18 protein-coding genes are annotated in these 19294 nt (G+C 53.3%); 7 read left to right on the forward strand and 11 right to left on the reverse strand.

Features of this window, described 5'->3' with window-relative positions; translation table 11 throughout:
• Positions 1 to 44: 44 nt before the first annotated feature.
• From prmA to CHB83_RS22235, 8 genes are all read right to left on the reverse strand, one after another.
• Complete coding sequence (gene prmA / locus CHB83_RS22200) at positions 45 to 881, reverse strand: 50S ribosomal protein L11 methyltransferase (protein ID WP_089334345.1); 837 nt, start codon at positions 879 to 881, stop codon at positions 45 to 47.
• A 99-nt stretch (positions 882 to 980) separates the two neighbouring features.
• Complete coding sequence (locus CHB83_RS22205) at positions 981 to 2351, reverse strand: hypothetical protein (RefSeq protein WP_089334346.1); 1371 nt, start codon at positions 2349 to 2351, stop codon at positions 981 to 983.
• Positions 2330 to 3091 carry an ABC transporter ATP-binding protein gene (locus tag CHB83_RS22210; protein WP_089334347.1) on the reverse strand — a complete coding sequence of 254 codons (762 nt, stop codon included), beginning with the start codon at positions 3089 to 3091 and terminating at the stop codon, positions 2330 to 2332. The genes CHB83_RS22205 and CHB83_RS22210 overlap by 22 nt, the downstream gene beginning before the upstream one ends.
• A gap of 158 nt (positions 3092 to 3249) precedes the next feature.
• Positions 3250 to 3630: a DUF6150 family protein gene (locus CHB83_RS22215; RefSeq protein WP_245855409.1), complete on the reverse strand. Its 381-nt coding sequence runs from the start codon at positions 3628 to 3630 to the stop codon at positions 3250 to 3252.
• Between the two features lie 74 nt (positions 3631 to 3704).
• A complete protein-coding gene (tpiA, locus tag CHB83_RS22220; RefSeq protein WP_045690406.1) occupies positions 3705 to 4469 on the reverse strand; it encodes a triose-phosphate isomerase in 765 nt (254 codons plus the stop codon).
• An 88-nt stretch (positions 4470 to 4557) separates the two neighbouring features.
• Complete coding sequence (locus CHB83_RS22225; RefSeq protein WP_089334348.1) at positions 4558 to 5376, reverse strand: tryptophan-rich sensory protein; 819 nt, start codon at positions 5374 to 5376, stop codon at positions 4558 to 4560.
• A gap of 169 nt (positions 5377 to 5545) precedes the next feature.
• Complete coding sequence (gene uvrA / locus CHB83_RS22230) at positions 5546 to 8380, reverse strand: excinuclease ABC subunit UvrA (protein ID WP_089334349.1); 2835 nt, start codon at positions 8378 to 8380, stop codon at positions 5546 to 5548.
• 298 nt (positions 8381 to 8678) lie between these two features.
• Positions 8679 to 9368: an SGNH/GDSL hydrolase family protein gene (locus tag CHB83_RS22235; protein ID WP_089334350.1), complete on the reverse strand. Its 690-nt coding sequence runs from the start codon at positions 9366 to 9368 to the stop codon at positions 8679 to 8681.
• A 382-nt stretch (positions 9369 to 9750) separates the two neighbouring features.
• On the opposite strand from CHB83_RS22235, the gene CHB83_RS22240 reads away from it, so the two are divergent.
• Entirely contained in the window at positions 9751 to 11217 is a 1467-nt protein-coding gene (locus CHB83_RS22240; RefSeq protein ID WP_179225608.1) for an alpha/beta hydrolase family protein, read from the forward strand.
• A gap of 198 nt (positions 11218 to 11415) precedes the next feature.
• On the opposite strand, the gene CHB83_RS22245 is transcribed toward CHB83_RS22240, so the two are convergent.
• A complete protein-coding gene (locus tag CHB83_RS22245; RefSeq protein WP_089334352.1) occupies positions 11416 to 12687 on the reverse strand; it encodes an MFS transporter in 1272 nt (423 codons plus the stop codon).
• Positions 12688 to 12937: 250 nt separating this feature from the next.
• Between CHB83_RS22245 and CHB83_RS22250 the strand changes: the two genes are divergently transcribed.
• The 5 genes from CHB83_RS22250 to nth all read left to right on the forward strand — a co-directional run bounded on the left by CHB83_RS22250 (position 12938) and on the right by nth (position 16013).
• Positions 12938 to 13360 carry a hypothetical protein gene (locus CHB83_RS22250; RefSeq protein ID WP_089334353.1) on the forward strand — a complete coding sequence of 141 codons (423 nt, stop codon included), beginning with the start codon at positions 12938 to 12940 and terminating at the stop codon, positions 13358 to 13360.
• 66 nt (positions 13361 to 13426) lie between these two features.
• The gene (locus tag CHB83_RS22255; RefSeq protein ID WP_143437251.1) at positions 13427 to 14008 is read left to right on the forward strand and encodes a DUF6799 domain-containing protein; all 582 of its coding nucleotides are present in this window, start codon (positions 13427 to 13429) and stop codon (positions 14006 to 14008) included.
• A gap of 327 nt (positions 14009 to 14335) precedes the next feature.
• Complete coding sequence (locus CHB83_RS22260; RefSeq protein ID WP_045688220.1) at positions 14336 to 14971, forward strand: RNA polymerase sigma factor; 636 nt, start codon at positions 14336 to 14338, stop codon at positions 14969 to 14971.
• Entirely contained in the window at positions 14910 to 15140 is a 231-nt protein-coding gene (locus CHB83_RS22265) for a hypothetical protein (protein WP_045688213.1), read from the forward strand. The genes CHB83_RS22260 and CHB83_RS22265 overlap by 62 nt, the downstream gene beginning before the upstream one ends.
• A 153-nt stretch (positions 15141 to 15293) precedes the next feature.
• The gene (gene nth / locus CHB83_RS22270) at positions 15294 to 16013 is read left to right on the forward strand and encodes an endonuclease III (RefSeq protein ID WP_089334355.1); all 720 of its coding nucleotides are present in this window, start codon (positions 15294 to 15296) and stop codon (positions 16011 to 16013) included.
• 43 nt (positions 16014 to 16056) lie between these two features.
• On the opposite strand, the gene CHB83_RS22275 is transcribed toward nth, so the two are convergent.
• Both CHB83_RS22275 and gldB read right to left on the reverse strand, forming a co-directional pair.
• A complete protein-coding gene (locus CHB83_RS22275; protein ID WP_089334356.1) occupies positions 16057 to 17271 on the reverse strand; it encodes a glycosyltransferase family 4 protein in 1215 nt (404 codons plus the stop codon).
• Positions 17272 to 17342: 71 nt separating this feature from the next.
• Entirely contained in the window at positions 17343 to 18371 is a 1029-nt protein-coding gene (gene gldB, locus CHB83_RS22280) for a gliding motility lipoprotein GldB (RefSeq protein WP_089334357.1), read from the reverse strand.
• An 87-nt stretch (positions 18372 to 18458) separates the two neighbouring features.
• Here gldB and CHB83_RS22285 point away from each other — a divergent pair, with 87 nt between their 5' ends.
• Positions 18459 to 19136 carry a porin family protein gene (locus tag CHB83_RS22285; protein WP_089334358.1) on the forward strand — a complete coding sequence of 226 codons (678 nt, stop codon included), beginning with the start codon at positions 18459 to 18461 and terminating at the stop codon, positions 19134 to 19136.
• The last annotated feature ends 158 nt before the right edge of the window (positions 19137 to 19294 follow it).

Below are 19294 nucleotides of genomic sequence, written 5' to 3' on the forward strand. Positions count from 1 at the left end.
ATTGTTGCGCGGGTGGTGTCGCTTCTGCCTTCGTGCGTAAGGCGTTATGCGGGCTGCCGAAACACGGCCGAAACCCAGTGATTTTGGGTGCGGTGACTTTCATACTGGAAGCCTGCTTTCTCGGCCGCCGCGCGAATCAGCGGGAGGTCTTCTTCATAGAAACCAGAAAACAGAATGGGGCCACCCGGCTTGAGGTAGCCTGCATACGCACCCATATCTTCCAGCAATACATTGCGGTTGATGTTGGCCAGAATGATATCAAACGGAGCTTCTCCTTTCAGCGCGGTTACGTCCCCCAAGCGAGCTTCTACCTTGTCCTGCACGTTGTTCTCTGCGGCGTTGTCGGCAGCGTTTTCGGCGGTCCAGGGTTCTACGTCCACGGCTAGCACGTAATCGGCGCCGAGCTGCACGGCCATTACGGCCAGAATGCCGGTGCCGCAGCCCATGTCTAATACACGCTTGCCTTGGTGGTCGATGTGCAGTTGATTGGTAATCATGAGAGCCGTCGTGTCGTGATGGCCGGTGCCGAAGGACATGCGCGGCATTATCACAATTTCGTGCTCCAGATCGGGTCGGGCCTCGTGGAAGGGTGCCCGCACCGACACCTTATCGGCAATGACCAAGGGCTGAAAATTCTTCTCCCACTCGGCATTCCAATTTTGGCGGGTGATAACCCGATGAGAATACTCCAGCTCCCCTATTCCCTCGTAGCGGCTCATGACCTCCGCCACATCATCGGGGTTAAACACATCCTCCGTCGTGTAGGCGCAAAAGCCATCATCGTTGTCCTCGAAGGTATCGAAGCCAAGCTCAGCTAACTCAGCTACTAGTATATCAGACAGCTCGCGGGGAGCCTTCACGCTCAGTTCAATAAAATCCATGGTTGGCAGAGGGGTATCAGGAGAAACGAAAATGCCGCCCAACTAACCCGGACGGCAACTTCAGTGCAAAAATACAGATTTGATGCGGCCAATAGAGGCTTAGAATTTCAAGTTGTGCCAGAGCTGGCGCCGGAGAGCACCCTCATTGCGCATTACACGCCTAATCGGCACCCAAGCCGTAGCCATTGCCAGCGCAGCAAAACCTACACGTACCCACCACCACGGCACAAAATACAGCACTGCCCCAGATGCTATGCTAAGCAGGTTTATCAGGGTAGAAGCATTGCCTCGCATGTTCGTAAAGTCAATGCTTTTGCTGATGACTTTGGCCTTGTAGAGACTACCCCATAGGCCTAGTACTAGCAGAGTGCCCGCTGCCAACGGTAGCAGGCCCAGTAAATTCCAGCGCCCCTGCGGGAACAACGCCAGCAGTGCCACCGCTGACACCAAGCAGTCAGCCAATAGCACTGGGCCCACCAGCCGCAAGTACAAGTGCAGTAGCCGTTTCGTTAGGCCCAACCGAGCAATTTCATTCGCAGCCACTGCCCCTACTGCTCCGAAAAGATTATTGTTAACGTAAGTGAAGCTAATGGTTGGCAGGAAGGCCATCCAAAAGATACCGTTCAGTGGATCACCATGTTTGGCTGTCATTCTACTGCTAAGGACCAGAATTGTCACTTTGAAAACGAGTGCAACAGACAGTGCCGGCCAGCACTTGCGCAGGTAAGCCTTCCACTCTGGTGAAAGACGGGCCAGCAATCGGTTTGCGGTCTTGTTTTCAGGGGTCGTGGCGAGGTAACGACTACTAAACTTCTCCCCTAATCCGGCCAGCGCCACGCCCCACAGCACTAGTGGGCCTGCTATGGCCAATGTGGTCAGCGCGGTAGTAGCGAAGGGAAGAGTAATAAATGTGCTCAGCCAACCAGCCGCCGCTACTAGGCACAGTAGGTTTAAGGCAAACAACGAATGACGCCACCGCCCCATTGATAGCAGCAGGCGTAGATTGAAGCTAACCGTAGCTGCACTGAGTAGAACTAATAGGTTGAGGCCAAGCGGGCGCCAGGCGTGCGGAGTGCCTACCAGTGCTACCAGCAGAAACAGAAGCAGGATAAGCCGACGTATGGTAATTAAATCCAGTAGAAAGGCCGTAACCATGTTATACTTTCCCGACACCGGAAAATGGTCGGGTAAGGGCCGCTGCACGGGTCTGTAGGTGGGCATAAAGTCTACTAGCAAGGCCGACAGGTAGAATATGCCATTTATCAGGAATAGCAGTTGCTTGGCAAAGCCCTCGGGTAGCGACGCTTCTCGGTTCAGCATGAAAGCCATGCCCACCCCGTTGAGCACACACAACGACGCTATCAAGATGAGGGCAGCGCGCCCTCCGCCAGCATCGGGCCAGAGCACGGCTTTTAGGCGGCGACTCAGCAAATAGGGAAGAAAGTGCCCTAGCGTTCCGTCGTGAGCCATGTCAGGTCCTGGGCAGAGGTGGATGCCGGGTGCAGCAGTTGAAGCAATGCGTTGTTGAGGTAAGCCTCGCGCCCGCGCAGGAAGTCGGCCATCGAGCCCCAGTATTTTACTTCGCTGTCGTCGAGAATCAACAGATGCGTGGCTATTTTCTCTATGTGCGCCAAGTTGTGTGAGGACACGAACGTGAGACACTGGCTGCGGTAGCTGCCTAGCAGCTCCAGAATGCGCTCCGCCGAGAAGATGTCCAATCCGTTCAAGGGCTCATCAAGAATCAACAGCTCAGGACGGTGAAGCAGGCAGGAGGCAACGGCCACTTTCTGCTTCATACCAGTGGAAAAGGAGCTAAGGCGCTTGCGTCGTACATTGTCGTAGTCTTCCAGCAAGTGCCCGAGCAGACTGTTGATGCGGGCTGTAGCGTCGGGTAGCTCATAGATTCGGGCTACGAACTGCAGGTACTCTTCGGCGGTGAGTTGCTCTACAAGGTGCCCTTGGTTGATGAGGGCGCCAATACGGCGCTTGACCGCCACCGGAAATGTTTCGCCCATAGCAGTACCGTCTAGCAGTATTTCACCGCTGGTGGGCAAGAGCACATTGGTAAGCAAATTGAAAAGCGTGCTTTTGCCAGCTCCGTTGCGGCCTAGCACACCTACACAGTAGCCCGTGTGGGCGCTGAGGCTTACGTCACGCAGGATACTTTTGGCCCCAAAAGCTTTCGTGAGCTGACGAAGTTCTACTTCCATTGACAACAAACTGCGTGGTAGATACTAAGCATTCTATACCTATATCGGGTAGGCCAAGGTAGTAACTTCTGCCTGGGCAGACACTGTGTGACTAGCAGCAAAAAGCCCCGCCCTATTGGCATAGGACGGGGCTTTTCATTTTGTATAGCTGCTCTTCACTACTGCTGCCGACAGCCGGCAAAGGAACGTACCTTGGTGAAGTAAATGGCAAAGTCGGCCAGGTTACGCTGGGGCGTTACAAACAAGGAGTAGTCCGCGAAACTGGGAGAATCGGTGATGTACCATAGCCCGGCTTTGTCGGCGAAGAGCTTGTTGGTTTCCTTGTACACTAGCACATCAGCGAAGGTGTCCTCGGCCTCTATGTAGAGAGTGCCAAAACAGTAGTTCTTACGACGCGGGTCCGTTTCCAGGTACACCGACCCATAGATGCGGCAGGGCTCAACGCCCACCGGTTGGGTAGCTGCCACGAAGGGCACGCGCGGGGCCGGCTGAAATGGGCTGAGCGCCAGCAAACCAGAAAACAGAACAGATGCGAGCATAGCAAGGGGATATACCTCGTCCCAAGGACAATTATCCGACCAAGTTTAGTTCGGGCAAGTATGCCACCACGTGCTTAGAACGACTTGATGATTTCCGTGAAATCGCGCGACTTGAGAGAAGCGCCGCCAATGAGACCTCCATCTACATCAGGCTGACCAAATAGCTCCCGAGCATTCTGGGCGTTGGCCGAGCCTCCGTAGAGAATGGTGGTGTTTTCAGCAGCCTCTGCGTCGTAGGCGCGGGCAATCTGTTCGCGAATGAAGGCGTGAACTTCTTGTGCCTGTGCACTAGTAGCCGTTTTGCCGGTGCCAATGGCCCAAATGGGTTCGTAGGCAATTACTACTTGGTCGAATTCCTCGTTAGAGAGGTGAAACAAGCCGTCTTGCAGCTGCTTGCTGATGAAGTTAAAGGTATCATCCGCCTCACGGGTTTCCAGGCTCTCACCTACGCAGAAAATTGGTTTCAAGCCAGCTGCCAGAACTGCCTTTAGCTTCTGGCTCAGCAGCTCATCGTCCTCACCGAAATATTGACGACGCTCGGAGTGGCCCAGAATTACGTACTCGGCTCCTACCGACTGCAGCATTTTGGCCGACACTTCACCAGTGAAAGCACCACTTTCTTTCTGGTGACAGTTTTGGGCACCCAGGTGGAATCGGCCCCCTTCGGGGAGTTGCTTGCCAATAGTCGTCAGGAATGGGAAGGGCGGGCACACCACTACCTCCACTTGGGAGCCAGTTACTTCGTCCTGCACCATGTTCACAATTTCGGAAATCAAGGCCTGACCGTCTTGCAACGTGGTATTCATTTTCCAGTTGCCGGCCACAATATTCTTACGCATAGCGGAAAGGGTTGAGGTTGGGGTTGACCCGCAAGTTAGCAGGATGTGCTCCAATGAAAGCAGATTTACCTGCCGGCAGTTGCTACTGCTACCGGCTACGGCTAGCCTTGCGCCTACCCCACCACACGAGTACCAGGCCAACAATGACTACCAGCGCAGCCGCGGCCAGCGCCATCCAGGCCAGTACCAGCGTATCGGCAGCGGCACGGCGGGCGGCCCAAATGCCCAACAGACCCCAGGCTACGGCAGCGGGGTAGGCAAACTCCCGAAATTTCTTGGTCACGTTCAGGGCCACGCCGGCTGTAATGCCTACCAGCACAATAGCTATTTCATTGGCTTGCGCCGCCGCTGGCTGCCACTTGGTACCTATGCCCAGGGTTACGTTTACTACCGTTGCCACCGATATCCACCCTAAGTACAGGCCAAATGCTACGCTACTATACCACGGGGCCTCGCCCCGCTGCACGAAGTGCCGCGTCCGACCATATACCACCGCTAGGCTAGCCAAGATTAGCAACATTACTACCATGCTCGGCACCAAGAGTTCATACGCAAACATTACCAGCCATAAACTTGTCATCAGGTTTGCAAGCACCAAGGGCCGCGCCACAGCATCGGGAAGCAGGTTACGGCGCTGAGCGGGAAGTAGCTGCCAAATGGCGTAAAAAGCTAAGCCCAGAAATATCAGCCCCCAGATGCTGAACGCGTAGCCTGCCGGCGTAAGTGGCGTTGGGTATTTATAAGATACCTGCCCGTTTGTTTGCCCATTGAAGGGGTAGCGTTGCGACACGTAATTGAGCGCGAGGTTGGCGGCAATGGCAGCCGTAGCAGCCCAGCGCCAAACACGACTTTGGGTGGGAGCTACAAGAGCATCAAAAGCAGCTTGGGAAGAGAGATGCGAATTCATGAAGTGAAGAACAAGGAAGTAGTCCAAATCTCCCTACGCAAGCTTTACAGACTTTAGTCGAAGTGCGGCTCGCACCAACTCGACATTCTATCTCACTCTACCCCCACAACAAGAAGCCCGGTTGTATCCTTGTAGATACAGCCGGGCTTCTTGTTGTGGAGAGTCCGCTTTACAGCTTCTCGGCCAAGAACCGTGCTGTGTGGTTGGTATCCTTGAGCTTAACCATTTCTTCTGGCGTGCCTTCAAACAGCAAGTGCCCGCCGTTGATACCCCCTTCCGGGCCCAAGTCAATAACCCAGTCAGCGCACTTGATGATGTCCATATTGTGCTCAATGATGAGCACCGAGTTTCCTTGCTCCACTAGTGCATTCAATGCCGTCATCAGCTTGTTGATGTCGTGGAAGTGCAGGCCGGTGCTAGGCTCATCGAAGATGAACAGAATTTTATCGTTCTGTAGGGTATTGCCCTTGGTCAGGAACGACGCCAGTTTCACGCGCTGAGCTTCGCCACCCGACAACGTGTTAGCCGATTGCCCCAGGCGGATATAGCCAAGTCCGACGTCGTCCAGGGGCCGGAGGCGCTCCACGATTTTAGGCTGGTCCTTGAAGAACTGAATGCTGTCTTCAATGGTCATTTCCAGCACCTCGTTGATGCTCTTGTCCTGAAACTTCACGTCCAGAATATCTTGCTTGAACTTGCGTCCCTCGCAGGCCTCACACGTCAGGTAGATATCGGCCATGAACTGCATCTCAATCTTTACTTGGCCTTCGCCCTGGCATACCTCGCAGCGGCCGCCATCAATGTTGAAGGAGAAGTGCGACGGTTTGAAGCCCCGTGCTTTGGCTAGTTGCTGGTCAGCAAACAAAGTCCGGATGGCATCGTATGCTTTCACGTACGTCACCGGGTTTGAGCGGCTGCTTTTGCCAATAGGATTTTGGTCCACAAACTCTACGTGCGTCACCTGCCCATTCACACCAGTTAGCCGGTCGAATTTGCCGGTAGCTTCGCCCGCTCCACCGCCTAGTTGCTTGAGCAGAGCCGGAGCCAGAATACGCCGAATTAGGGTAGACTTGCCCGAGCCCGATACGCCCGTCACCACGGTCATCACATTCAGCGGAAATTTCGCCGATACGTTCTTGAGGTTATTCTCTCGGGCACCCGTCAGCTCTAATGCGTTGCGCCAAGGCCGACGGCTTGTGGGCACAGCTACTTCCATGCGGCCGCTCAAGTACTGACCCGTGTAGGTATCGGAGGCTAGTACTTCGGCATAAGTACCCTGGAACTGCAGCATGCCACCGCCACTACCCGCTTCGGGGCCAATGTCGATGATCTGATCAGCCTGTTCCATCATCTTGTCCTCGTGCTCCACTACAATGACGGTGTTGCCAAGCTGCTGTAAGGAGCGCAGAACGCCTATAAGCTGCTCCGCATCCTTGGGGTGCAGGCCAATGCTGGGCTCGTCAAGGATGTACATGGAACCTACCAGCGCCGAGCCGAGCGACGTGGCCAATGAAATACGCTGGCTTTCCCCACCCGAGAGCGTGCTGCTCAAGCGGTTTAAGGTAAGGTAGCCTAACCCCACGCGGTTTAGATACTCCAGGCGGTTGGTTACTTCGGTCACGAGGCGCTCGGCTACCTTAGCCTCGTGCTCAGGCAGGTCGAGGTTCTGGAAAAACTCTAGGGCTCGGCTCACAGGCAGCAGTACCAGATCCGTGATGCTGTTGCCATTGATCTTGACGTACTGAGCATCTTTGCGCAAACGCGTACCGCGGCAGTCGGGGCAGGTAGTGCGGCCCCGATAGCGGCTTTGCAGCACTCGGTACTGGATTTTGTGCGTCTGAGTCGATACCCAGTTGAAGTAGGCATCAAGTCCTTCAAAGTACTTATTGCCTTTCCACAGCAAGGTGCGCTCGGCTTCGCTGAGTTCGTTGTACGGGCGGTGAATGGGGAAATCGAAGCGGATGCCGTTTTTTAGCAGGGGCTTCAGCCACTCACTCTGCTTATCAGTACGCCAAGGAGCAATAGCCCCTTCGTATACCGTCAGGCTCTTATCCGGAATTACGAGGTCCTCGTCGATGCCTAACACGGAGCCGAAACCTTCGCAGGTCTGGCAAGCACCGTAGGGATTATTAAAGGAGAAAAAGTTGACGCTGGGTTCTTCGAACACCAAATCATCCAGTTCAAACCGGTCGGAGAAGGTGCGGGTTTCCTCATCCAGCTTTACTAGGCAGGTGCCATGCCCCTCAAAGAAAGCCGTCTGTACGGAGTCCGACAGGCGGAACATCAGGTCTTCGTCGCCGGGTTGAATAACAGCCCGGTCAACCATAATGAACACGTCGCCCTGCACTTCCGGCTGGCCTTCCGCAATCAACTCCTCAATGAAGGCCGTCTCGTTGTTTACAACAACCCGGCTATAACCTTTCTGCAGAAGCAAGTCCAGTTCCTTACTCATCGGCCGACCGTCTTCGTTAGGCAACAGCGGCGCCAGAATCATTGCTCGCGTGCCTTCGGGCAAACGAAAGAGGTAGTCTACTACGTCGGCTACGTTGTCCTTCCGAACCTGCTCGCCGCTCACCGGCGAAAACGTACGACCCACGCGGGCAAACAGCAACTTGAGGTAGTCGTAGATTTCGGTGCTGGTGCCTACTGTGGAGCGATTATTCTTGATGCTGACCTTCTGCTCGATGGCAATAGCCGGCGAGATGCCGCGGATATAGTCTACGTCGGGCTTGTCCATGCGGCCCAAAAACTGGCGGGCATACGACGAGAGGCTCTCCACGTACATGCGCTGCCCCTCGGCATACAGCGTGTCAAACGCCAGCGAAGACTTACCAGAGCCCGACAAGCCCGTGACAACGATGAATTTATTGCGCGGCAGCGCCACGCTCAAGTTTTTGAGGTTGTGAACCCGGGCGTTCTTTATCAGGATGAACTCGCGCGGGTCGAGCTGGTCAATGGGATCAGCCGCGGGGGCGGCTACTTGCAAAGCGGAGTTATCGGCCATAGGTCGGTAAACAACGACGGCCGGGGGTTTGGTTTCCGGCGGAAGCGGTTTAGGCAGGCGAAGGTACAGTGGATAGCTGCGGGTAAGAAACACCTCTGCACAGAACCACTACTTGCTGTCCGCAAATTCATAACATTGTAGCACCGCCTATCTAGTAGCTACAATCCCTTATCCTCTCTTTATAGCAAAAGGCTTAGGAGCTAGCCTCAGCAAGCAGGGCTATGTAAGCAAGGCACTATACGTTTTTGAGAAGCTACCAGAGCAAGAAAAGCTATATATCTAGCCAGTAGATTTTTAACTACCTTTTTAGCCCCTTCCCTACTACTGCCTTCCACACAGTGTATCCCGCGGGTGTCATATGCAGGCTGTCCGACACGTAGAACTGGGGGCGGGGTCTGCCGTTGGGGCCGAGCAAGGGGGTAGCCGTGTCCACAAAACGCAGGCGCTTTGGGTGCTGCTCGATGTAGTTTTTAATCAGGCGGTTGGCCTCCTGCACTTTGGGATAAAGCGCCCAGCGCGAAGGACTAGGCTTAATGGCCAAAAATACGAGCGGCACATTGGGGAGCTTCTGCTGCATCAACTTCTCAAATGCCAGAAACGACTGAAATACCTCCTGAGGCGTGGCACCGGAGCCAATGTCGTTGTCGCCCTCATAGAGTACTACTTGCCGTGGCTGATAGGCTACCACTAGTTTATCGAAGAAATACAGGGCATCGGGGAAGCGGGAACCACCGAAGCCACGGTTGAGCACTGGCTGTCCAGCGAAATCAGCCTTGAGAGTTTCCCATTTCCGAATCGAAGAACTACCGTAAAACAGGATAGGATTTTTGGGTGGAGGATTGCTACTGTCCTGCTGGGCAAAGGCACGCAATTCGTTGGCCCACTGCTGGGGGTTGATGGGTGGATTAGTTTGGGCTAAGGTTGGGAAAACCGCACGCAGTGCTAGCAAAAGCGCGCCCCCAAACCCACGGATGGTAGCAGTAAGCATAGGTAAACAAGGAAATGGACAGATACGAAGTCACCCAAGGTACTAGGTTGAGTGCAAACTACCGTTGTTGTCATCCCATTATGAGACTTTACACCTCATAGCATTCGTAAGATTATTGATTACTAGCTTTATTTGCCACCATAGTGATATAGAACAAGTATAGTGCAAACCAGATGCGGTTTCAAGTGTTAGACAGATTCTCGTGCCCAACTTTTTCGGCCCTTTCAGCTGTGCTGGCGCCCTTCTTGCTAGGCGAGCCGCGTGTGGCTGGTATGTATTCGGTAAAGTTGGTATTTTCCGTTCTCTTACTGCCCTATTACGGTAAGATACCATTGTTGAATTTGACTTTATGAGGAAAGCTCTATTCGTACTGTGTTCGTTCTTGCTCGTTCTGGGACACGTACTCCCAGTATTAGCCAAGCGCCTGCCTTCGCCTGATCCGGCCCCTATCCTAAACGGACAATGGAAGGGCCCGTTGAAAGTACCCGGTGGTACGCTTGACCTAATTATTACCCTCGTGCCCTTGACTAATGGCACGTACTATGCGGCACTGGATGCTCCTCAGCAGCGCATCAGCCGGATGCCAGCCGAAGTAGTACTGAAGGGAAATGACATCACGCTTAACATTGAGCAAGCTGGTAGCCGCTTTGTAGGTAAAGTCAAGAATGGTGGGGCTCAACTGGAAGGCACCTGGACGCAACCAGGTCTTTCCGTTCCTCTTACACTCATGCGCGCAGTTTCTGCAACAGCTACCGCCAGTAAGAAGCCTCGCCTCACCCCGCCGTACCGCGAGGAGGAAATCATGTTTACGAATGCCGCCGCCAAAATCAGGTTGGCCGGCACCCTCACCATACCTGCTGGCCCGGGTCCGTTTCCGGCCGTAGCGCTACTTTCTGACTCGGGCCCCCAGGACCGCGACGCCGAGCAGCAGGAGTATCGCATGTTTGGCATGCTGGCCGACCACCTTACTCGCCGCGGCATTGCTGTACTCCGCTTCGATGACCGCGGCGTGGGTAAGTCGCAAGGCAACTATCTGACTGCTACTACCGCCGATTTGATGGGCGACGCTCAAGCAGCCATGACGTTCCTGCGCGCCCGCAACCTAGTGGACCCGCAGCACATCGGCCTAATTGGTCATGGTGAGGGTGCCAACGTAGCGCTGCTGGCAGCTGCCCAACCTGAGCCAGCAGCGCCGGCTTTCGTTGTGTCATTGGCCGGCTATGGTCTGCCAGGCCGGGATGTTTTGGTGCGTCAGCAGGTAGAAATTTTGCGGCTCATTGGAGCTAACCCCGCCCAGGTAAAGGCTGCGTTGGACTTCCACCAGCACATGATCGATATCATTCGGCAGACGCCCAACGACAACCAAGCTCGTGGTAAAGTAGCAGCCTATCTACGCCTCAATAACACCGACCTGGACCCCCAAATGGCGCGGGCGCGGGCCGCTCAGCTTACCTCGCCTTGGTCGCGTTACTTCCTAGACTTTGACCCGGTGGTGCTGCTTCCAAATGTGAAGTGCCCCGTCTTGGCTCTCAACGGCACGGCTGACCTCCAAGTAGACCCCGCCCAAAATTTGGGAGTTCTGAAGAAGGGCCTGCACAACTCGCAGGTGAAGTCGGATAAGCTTGTTGGGGTAAACCACTGGTTTCAACCTGAGGCCAAAGATTGGCCCTTGATAAACGGCACCCAGCAACCTACCTTTTCCCCTAAGGCGCTCGACATCGTTCGGGAGTGGATCTTCGACAATACAAAACGCCCACAAGCTACCCCCACAACGGTGAATAAGGCCGCCTCGCAACCCGCTAAGAAAACGCCTAAGAAACCCACTAAATCAGCACAAGCAAGTCGGTAACGGACTTATCGTTCTTAACCCTGTGCTCAGGGATACATAAGGCCCCTACTTAGCCATTCAGCTTCGGTAGGGGCCTTTTATCATGCTGATACTGACGAGCAAGGTGGATAACAGAGTAGTTATCCACACAGTTATCCACATTTCGCCTGCCTATTCTCTATATTCTCCAAGGCTTTAGGTACCCACTGCTAAGTGCTGCTAGGCAGAAACGCGGTCCGGAGTCATATCAAGATTACGCAGCTTATCGGCACGTAAGGCGGTAAACGCTACAACTAGCATGGTTACGGTTCCGCCGAATATGACGGATGGCACCACTCCTAAGTGCTTTGCCGCCACGCCCGATTCAAACGAACCTATTTCGTTGGAGGAGCCAATAAAGATGTTGTTTACCGCTGATACACGGCCTTTCATGTGCTCTGGCGTAAAGGTGTGAATCAAGGTTTGGCGAACTACCACCGAAACAGAATCGAAGACCCCAGTTAGAAACAGCAGGAATAAGGACAACCACATGGTAGTGGATAGTGCGAAGCAGATAGTAGCTGCCCCAAAACCAGCTACAGCCCATAAAAGCTTACGCCCGGCATGACGGCGTAGCGGATAGTAGGTGAGGAAAGTAGCCATCAGGACTGATCCTACGGCTGGGGCAGCCTCCAAATGACCGAGGCCAGCCGCACCCACCTTCAGAATATCTACTGCAAAAATTGGCAGTAGAGCCACTGCTCCCCCAAATAGAACTGCAAATAAGTCGAGCGACAGGGCGGCAAGTACTAACTGGTTGTTCCAAATAAACCGCATACCACTCAGTACGCTATCCTGCAGGCTAAGCCGTTCTCCTTCCATTACGGGAAGAGGCCGTGAGGCAATGAGAACAAACTGCGCCAAAGCAACAGCAAGTAGCACTGTGGCTACGAGGTAGGAGTTGGCGACATCTAAATGCGCGATGAGGTAGCCGCCTACCGCCGGGCCCAATACCGATGCCGCTTGATACGTGGTGCTGTTCCACGTGATGGCATTGGCTAATTGGTCACGGGTAGGCAACAGTTGAGGCATAAAGGAAAACAACGCTGGCCCCAGAAAGCCCCGTGCAATACCACTAACGAATATGACTCCGTACAGGGCATGCTGCGAAAGCAAGGATGCCCCGTAGGATGAGAAGAAGGTTAGTGCCACGGCACACAGCAGCAACGCCGTAACCGTGACTACAATAATATTTTTTCGTCTTACGGAGTCGGCCACGTGACCGGCATACAACGACACAGCGATGCTAGGAATAGCTTCCGTCAGCCCTATCAAGCCCAGGGCTAATGGGTCTTCGGTCAGCTTAAAGATCTGCCAGCTCACTACTAGCCCCTGAATACGGGTAGCCATAGTGAGGCACACGCGCGCTGAGATTAGCCGACGAAAGTCTGGAATTCGCAGGGCAGCGTATGGATCATGAGGAGCATCGGAGGAATTGGAAGGCACGGACATGGCAGCAAGACAGAGAAACAGGTGTAAAGGTAGCCCCTACGAACCGGCTCACTGGCACAATTGGCCCCTTGTGTCAAGTAGATGTTGCTTGGGTAGCCAAGTTCTGTTCGGCCATTTGATACCGTCCGTCGTATGAAATACCTGAGAAAGGCCGAGCTAGCACTTGCGAAAGAACTTGCAATTCGCGGCACGAGCGAGTTCTCAGAGCTTCTTGCCTGCGCCTGCTTTTATCACTCTCTGCTACTCCTACATGGCTGCTCCTACCCCTGCTCCCGACTACCTTACCCTTCACCACCGCGACGACCTAGGCGTATTGTTGGTTCGCTGGCAACGGCCCTTGAGTGGTCTGGAAGTGCAAGCCGGCTATGAGGCCATTGCTACCCACGCTGTAGCTTGCCGCAGTCGTTACTGGCTACTTGACTACCGAGGCCGTAGCGTGCCCACTGAAGACGATACTGACTGGTTTCTAACCCAATTTATTCCTCCGCTTGCCGGGCGCTTGGGCGGCCGGGTTTACCTAGCGTTCTTGATGGCTCCTTCCCACCTCAGCGCTATTGACCAGGAGGATGGAGTGCCCCTGGCCTCCGATACCCATTGCCATCTTCGTATGTTCACGGAGGAAGGCTTAGCCATAGCGTGGTTGGCGCGACGTCAGCATTACGAAAGCGCGTAACGCAACCCGAGTTCCTACTGCCTTTCGTATTCTCTTTTGTACTGTTTGCCTCTCCCCCTTCCAACTATGTCCTTCGCCTCTTCTGCTTTTCGTGTCCTCTTGCTAGCTGGTTTGTGGACAGCTGTTCCTGCCGCTAGCCAAGCTCAATCCTCTACTAGTACTACTGCCAATGGATTTGCCCTGAAAGATGGGGCCTACCGGCTGAATGGGGTCGTGATGCAGCTACAGGCCGGGCAGTCTACTCGACTTTCTGCTCCTCTCAAATTCACGAATGGTCTTACTTTGCGACCGGATGGTATTATGGTTGCGAAGGACGGGGCCCGTCAGCTATTGGGTGAAGGTAAAGCCATTAACCCGCAGGGCGATGTAGTAAACCTGCGCGATGATATGATGGCGGCAGAGGCTATTCAACAGTACGACCAGAAAGTCACGGGTGCTACTCCTACTGTTGTGCCAAGTCGTTCTATTCCCGTTGACCCTACCATTACTGCCACACTGCGGCAAACCGAAGCCCGGCTCCAAGTTCTACGCCAGCTAGCCGACCGGTTAAACCAGCGTGCTAGTACGGCTCTGGGCACCAATTCTCAGGCCGAGGCAGCCCAATTAGATGCGAAACTACGCACCCTGGATGCGCGGCTGCGCCGGTAGCTGGCACAACTTTGGCACTCTTTTTTTCAAGCCCGCAGATGCGGGCTTTTTTCGGCACTATTCTTTTTTTATCTTGTTTTTCAGCGCTTCACAAAAGCTGATATACCAACAAATTATATATATAATATGCTTTATGTTAAGGTTTCATTAGTGTAAAATTTTTTTCTTTTTACACTAGCCACCCATTGTGTTTAGCCCTGCTGTTTTCTACATTTGATTTCTACACGGCACTTCACCCTTCCTTCACAATTCCCGAACTCTTTAGTTCTCACCGGCAACTGCATTCTATGGCCTAAAGCTCTACGTTCTCTAATTCCCGTAGCCTTTATGGAAACCATGCAGCCGAGCGACTCCGCTCTTATCTCGCTTTATATTGCCGGCCAGGAAGAGGCCTTTGCGCAGTTGCTCGAGCGGCACAAAAGCCGCGTGTTTACTACTATTATGCTTATCGTTCGTGATGAGGATGTAGCAGAAGATTTGCTGCAGGATGCCTTTATAAAGGCTATTCACACCATGAAGAGCGGACGCTATAATGAGGAAGGAAAATTCTCTTCTTGGATTTGCCGTATCGCACACAATCTGGCCATCGACTTTTTCCGGCGTGAAAAACGTAGCCCTTTGTTGAACTTGGATACAACAAGTCACGCCTTTAATTCGTTGTCGCTGGCAGAAGAAGGTGCTGAAGCTACCATGACGCGGGAAGAAACCCACGCCAGGCTTCGGGAGCTGATTCAGGAGCTGCCCGCGGCGCAGAAAGAAGTCCTGATCATGCGTCACTACGGCGACATGAGCTTTCAGGAAATTGCCGATGCAACGGGGGTCAGCATTAATACTGCGCTAGGGCGGATGCGTTATGCGCTGATCAACCTGCGGAAAAAAATGGCCGCACAACCCGTTTTCTATGATCAAAACTTTACCCCACGAGACACTGCTCCGGTACGTGTACAACGAATTGCCAGCTGAGCAGTACAAAGAAGTAGAGCAAGCGCTACTTCATGACCCTGAATTGGCTGCCACTTGCGCCGACCTGCTGCTTGCCCAGCAAACGCTCAATGGTATCCAGCGCACTCCTAGTCAGCAGTCTACTGCGGCCATTTTGCAATACTCGCGCACCTTCATGCGCCAAGGCTAGGTCTACTTCTGATACAGTTCATCATGCATGCGGAGTACCGCGAAGCGTACCATCTGGTAACTTCGCGGTACTCCGCATTTTTGCGTTCAACGACGGGCTACGCACACCAGCTACTAGCCTCTCGCATACTTGCTGGTAGCTTACTTTCTTCTCATGCGTAAATCCGAGCGGTTTCGTCTTTTTATTGAGTACTTCACTACGCACTTTCCAGAGCCCAAAACGGAGCTTACTTACTCTAACCCCTATGAGTTGCTCGTTGCAGTAGTACTAAGTGCCCAGTGCACCGACAAGCGGGTCAACCAGGTCATGCCGGCCTTGCTTGAACAGTTTCCCACGCCTGAGCAGCTAGGAGCCGCCTCGGCCGAGGATATTTTCCCTTTCATTCGAAGCGTCTCTTACCCAAACAACAAAGCCAAACATCTTGCGGGGTTAGGCCGACTACTGATTACAGAGTTCGGAGGCGAAGTTCCTAGTAGCATTGAGGAGTTACAACGCCTTCCCGGCGTGGGGCGCAAAACTGCTAATGTAGTGGTATCCGTTATCTACAACCAGCCCGCAATGGCGGTAGACACACACGTGTTTCGGGTATCACACCGGCTGGGGTTGGTAGCCCGCAGCGCCGCTACGCCATTGGCAGTTGAGAAGGAGCTAATGCGCTACACTCCGACCGAATTAGTACCAAAAGCTCACCACTGGCTGATTCTTCATGGTCGCTACATTTGCGTGGCCCGCCAGCCTAAGTGCGTTATATGCCCACTAAAAGAGTGGTGTAAGTACTATACCGACGTAGTATCAAAAGGATTGTTGGTGGAGTCTCCTAAGCTTTCCAAACGCAAATCATCCCCCAAGATGGATGACCTAGGCACAACTTAGTCTATAAGTAGTTCTAGATAGTCCAAGATATAAAAGCAGGCTGCTACCATGTCATTTGATGAGTGTAGGCATCCTCCAATACTTGCTCAATAACATTTCCTATCTGTTGGCGGTCGAAATATTTCTGCGCTACTTCTTTGCCAGCATCACCAGCAGTCCGCAATAAGTTTTTATCTTGCAACACTGTTGCAATTGTAAAAACCAAGGCATCTATATCTTCTGAGGGGCTGTACCATCCGCAGCGGTGTTGCTCCACGAATGTTTTCGTCCATCCGGCATTGGTGACGATGACAGGCGTTCCGACGGCCAAACTATCGTAGAACTTGGCAGGCGAATTAGCATCTAGCACGGGCAAGCCTAAGAAAGAAACTACCGCTACGTCAGCTAGGCGAAACCACGTAAAGACAGCGTGCCGGGGCTGTGGCGCTACTAACCGAATGAAAGGGTAAGTAGCAGCGGCCTGCTCCACTATTTCCTGATGAAACCCATGCCCCATAAATAACCAAGTTACATCAGGGTGTTGGGGCGCTAGTTGAACAGCAGCCGCAAGTAAAGTTGGAATAGCATTGGCACGGCCAAAGGTACCTGCATACAAAATTACCTGTTGCCCTTCCAGACCTTGCTGCTGGCGCAATGCGGCTACCGCAGCAGAAGTAGCACTAGCGGCCAAATCGAGGTCAGTACCATTGAGTACAGTAGTAACCTTGTCAGCCGAGATGCCTAGCTGGCGCACGTAGCTTGTCATATCTGGTGACAAGGGCAAAACATGGCGAGCTGATTGGTACAAGCTTTTTTCGAGGTCAAAAAGACGCCGCTGAGCAAACAAATTTGGCACCGCTCCCATAGCAATGGGAAAGGATGGCCACAAGTCTTGCACTTCAAATACCCATGGTACCCGACGCAGCCGCGCTACTTGTGCCGCTGCCCACGCAGCGGTGAGAGGGGTGCTAATGCCCCATATAACATCAGGCTTTTCTAGGCGCACCCCTTCTCGCAGAGCATAGGCGGCATACTGCCCAAAAGACAGAATGCGGCGGGCTACCCCCATCTTATTCTCATAGGGAACCTCTGCCGCGCGCATCGTCACCCCCTCTGGCAGCCACGGAAACTCATAGGTGAGACGCTGTCGTTCCCATGTGCGGGTCGTGATGAGCGTAATGCGGTGTTTGCGGGCCAGTTGGGCCAGCAACGAATAATGCCGACTCGTCGCAGGACAGTCTGGGTTCGTATGGTACTGGCTAAAGACGGCAATGTGCATGCAAATGTCAATGAAAATTGCCGAGTGGAAGAATCTACTTACGAGTTTTGACCACCATGCTATCCTTGCTGCTACCGCTCGGCCCGGCGTGGTTTGGGGCGGTAGCGCGATTCGCTGAGGATGCGCTGCGCATTCTTTTCGCTCATCAACTGCCGCAGGGTTACGGCGGGATGCTCTGCCATATATTTCCGCACAATTTGCCACCCAACCCAGGCTCCTACCCGACCAGGACACGTCTTATCAATTTCGGGAATGTTGGGCCGCTCCCCCACGTACTTCTGAATGGTGAACGACTCAGTGTTGTAAAGCAAGCTCTTCTCAATGAAATGCGCCCATATCTTGCTTTCATTGAATGCCACCCCTGCCATTTCTTTATTGGTATAGCCAATCAGTAGAGAGTCGGCTGTGCAAGGCAACACTTTTTCGGCGAAGTACAGGCTCTTACCATAGTATACCATCTCGCTAAGCATGGTCGGGTTGACGGTCTGCTTCTGATTGTATTTGCTACTAATGGCCAGGGCTATTGTGGGCATTAGGTGGTCAGGCGTGTACCGACGCAGCATGTAGTCCGGCATCTGGGGCCGGTACTTAGCTGTTGGTCCCACAAAGAAATCAGGACTAATCATCAGCAAGCTATCATTTACAAATAGATGCTGGCTAAGACCCGTCACAAACGTTTCTACTAGCGGCGGCTGGAAACTGGGGAAGTAATAGCGAATATGCTGAAAGAGCGGCTTCAGCCCTGCTTCCAGCTTGGGCGTAGTAAATATACTATCCGCTTTCAGGTACAGGCGTCGTAGATCAGGGTTAGAGGCGAGGCGGAGTAGAGTGGCGTTCTGTGCCTGGGCAGGGTACTGCTGCACCTGCAGAATTTGCCGGGCAAACAACGGATGCGTCTCCACGAAGCGGTTTACATCGGCATTGTTTTTCAGTTGAAAGAAAGGCACCTCCAACCGTTCCAATTGCACCGAAACGGGCACTTTGGCAATTTCCGGGTCTAGCTCACAAGCATCTTCGCCGCGGTTACAGCTGGGCAGTACCAAAACGGCCGCTCCTATTAGGGCTGCAAGCCAAGGGCGTATACGGGCAGGAATGTGCATCTCGCTTCTATCTTTAAGGCGAAATTAGCCAAAACGAACGGTGGATTGCTGCCTTTCGTGTTTTCCCAACGCAGTTCCGTAATTACCATGAAAAAAATATTCCTTGCCCTGCTGGTTACGGGGGCCACCATTAGCGTCGCGTCGGCACAGGTAGAGATTGGCTTGAAGGTTTCGCCTTCCATCACCTCACTACGAGCTGATGCCCCTTCTCAGTACGCGCTGCAAAGTAAGTCTAGCAAAATCAGTTTGGGCGGCGGCCTCGTAGTCGACTACTTCTTTGGTGAGAACTACGCGTTCAGCACAGGAGTAGAGTTAGCCGGCAAGGGCGGAAAAATAACTTACTACGATGAGAACACGCGCTCAACCCAGACTCAGAAAATTGGCTTACAGTATCTGCAAGTGCCCCTCACGGTAAAGCTATTTACCAATGATATAGCCACCGACACGAAGCTTTATTTCCAGTTGGGCGGTACACTTGGCGGAGCTATTGCTGGCAAGATAGATGGAGACAAGTACTACACCGACCCAGGTAATACCAGTGCTGGTCAAACCAAAGCTATCAAGCACGTTATCATCCCAGATGCTAGCGTACTCTTGAGCGTAGGCACTGAGTACCAGGTAGGGCAAAGCACCAAAGTATTCGGTGGAGTAAGCTACCACCGGGGCTTGCTCAATATTGATAACTACTTCGAAGACTCGCGCGGCTTCAGCTCGGCCACGCTAAAGAACAGTGAGTTTGCCCTTGACTTGGGCTTGAAGTTCTAACCTGAAAGACTCCTCGAAAAGCCACTGCCCGCGCCATGTAGCGCAGGCAGTGGCTTTTTGCGTTAGATACTGTGATGAAATGCAAGCAAAGACTGCGCTTTAGCTTAAAAAGAAGAAACTTTTTATTTTAGCAATTGCTTAAATTCGCAAGTAGTACC

It is taken from the genome of Hymenobacter mucosus, assembly GCF_900188255.1.
Classification (GTDB): Bacteria; Bacteroidota; Bacteroidia; order Cytophagales; family Hymenobacteraceae; genus Hymenobacter; species Hymenobacter mucosus.